This window comes from Ornithinibacter sp., assembly GCF_035443565.1.
Classification (GTDB): domain Bacteria; phylum Actinomycetota; class Actinomycetes; order Actinomycetales; family Dermatophilaceae; genus Fodinibacter.
The window spans coordinates 1-2,046 of sequence record NZ_DAORSO010000265.1 but is presented as its reverse complement, the minus strand read 5'-3'; the positions used below and the strand labels follow the sequence as shown (position 1 = coordinate 2,046).

The following is a 2,046-nucleotide window of genomic DNA, read 5'->3' as shown; positions in this document are numbered from 1 at the left end:
GCGCCGGGGCTCGTGGTGATGATGTCCTGGATCGTCAGCCCGGTCAGCTCGGACAGGCGGAGCCCGGTCTGGACCGCGGTCAGCAGCAGGGCGTGGTCGCGCCGTCCGTGCCAGGTCGTGCGGTCCGGAGCCGCCAGCAGGGCGTCGGTCTCCGGGCCGGTCAGGTAGGACACGATGGCTCGGTCGTGACGGCGTTGCGGGATCGCCAGGACCTGACTGGCCGTGTGGGCCCGCTCGGGGATGAGCGGCAGCGCGTACCGGTACAGCGAGTGGATCGCGGCCAGGCGAGCGTTGCGGGTCGCTGTGCTGTTGCCCCGTTCGGTGTCGAGGTGGTCCAGGAACGCGCCGACCATGACGGCGTCGAGGTCGTCGATGGTGAGGCGGGCTGGGGCCTTCTTCGTCGTCTGCGCGGCGAACAGCAGCAGCAGCTTGATCGTGTCCCGGTAGGCGGTGATGGTCTGCGGGCTGGCCTGCAGCTGCCGGACCAGTCGCTCGGTGAAGAACCCTTGAAGCAGTGATGGCAGGGTCGGCGCGGTCATGGCGTCCTCTCCCCGGTCGGCGGGCTCGCTTGCGGCTCGAGGCGGGTGGCGGCGTGGGCGAGTAGTTCGGGGACTGCGTGCAGGTACCAGTAGGTCGAGGCGGGATCGACGTGACCGAGCCAGGTCGACAGCAGCGGCAGGCGTGCTTGGACGTCGTGACCGTCGCGGTACCAGCCCTGGATCGTGGCCACGGTGTAGGTGTGTCTCAGATCGTGCAACCTGGGCGGTCTGTGTCCGGGCTTGGCGGTGACGCCGGCAGCGGCGACGACCTGTCTGAAGGTGGCACCCAACCGGTCCGGGTTGATCGCCTCGCGGCGGCTGTTGACGAACACGGCCGGGCAGGCTCGTGCCGTGGTCCCGACCCAATCCCGGCGGACCTGCAGGTAGTCGGCCAGGACGGTGGCCGTCGTCGGGTGGATGAACACGAGCCTGGACTTGCCGAACTTCGTGTCCAGGACCTGGAGCACGCCGCCTGCCAGGTCGACGTCGTCGACGCTGAGGCGGCACGCCTCACCGGGACGCATCCCCGTGGCCGCGAGCAGCCCGATCAACGTACGCCACGTGATCGCCTTGAACCGCGGCGACAAGGTGTCCGCTGCCACCACCAGGGCCAGGACCTGCGCCTCGGTGAACACGTTCGGCTCTCTCGGCTGGTATCGCCGGTTGCCGATCCCCTCGTCAGGGATCTGCGTGGACGGGTCCAGCGCGTGCTGGTGCCGTGCGAACACGCGCACCGCGTCCATCCGGCGCGCGATCAGGGCGTCAGTGACGGGGACCTTGATCGGCGTGGTGGCCCACGCCACGGCGAGGTCGTTCCGGACATGGCTGGCACCACGCGCCTCGCAGAACGTGACGAAGTTCGACAGCAGCTTGCTCAGTCCCTCGACCTTGAAGCCCATCGCCCGGCGGGTGGCCAGATAGTCGGTGACGTCCTCGCGCAGCGTGCTCATGACCGGCCCCCTGGCCACGGGAGAGCCAGGCTGCGAGCGGCCGCGTCAGGCAGTGCAGGGCCAGGCGCGGTCCCCGGCCACGGCCGGGCCAGCGGGCGCAGGGCAACCTCGTCGACCTTGGCATAGATCGCGGTCGACCTCGCGCTGCGATGCCGCAGCACCTGACCCACCTCCGGCAACGACGCCCCGGCCCGCAGCATCGCGGTGGCCAGGCTGTGACGTAGCTGGTGCGCACCGATCCGTGCCAGCCCGGCCCGCTGGCAGGCGCTGCCCACGACGTGTCCGATCGCGCCGGCCGACAGCGGCTGGCCGGCCGGCCGCAGCGTGGTGAACACCGACCGCGTGTCGCACTCGGGCCGCCCATCGGTCAACCACGCGACGATCGCCTCTCCCGGCTCGACCGGCAGAGGCAGGCGTTCGACCCGGCTGCCCTTACCGACCACGGTCAGCTCCCCGGACCTCCAGTCGATGTCGTCCAGGCAAAGGCCTGCGACCTCGCCACGCCGCAGCCCGAGCCGGGCCAGGACCAGCAAGATCGCGTAGTCACGCCGACCCGC

3 protein-coding genes are annotated in these 2,046 nt (G+C 70.7%); all 3 read right to left on the bottom strand.

Features of this window, described 5'->3' with window-relative positions:
- A partial coding sequence (locus tag PLL68_RS14260) for a tyrosine-type recombinase/integrase (protein ID WP_324535206.1) occupies positions 1-539 on the bottom strand: 539 nt, incomplete at its 3' end.
- Positions 536-1,489, bottom strand: a complete 954-nt coding sequence (locus PLL68_RS14255) for a tyrosine-type recombinase/integrase (protein ID WP_324535203.1) — start codon at positions 1,487-1,489, stop codon at positions 536-538. The genes PLL68_RS14255 and PLL68_RS14260, both read right to left, overlap by 4 nt.
- The coding region (locus tag PLL68_RS14250) for a site-specific integrase (protein ID WP_324535201.1) at positions 1,486-2,046 on the bottom strand (561 nt) is incomplete at its 5' end. The genes PLL68_RS14255 and PLL68_RS14250, both read right to left, overlap by 4 nt.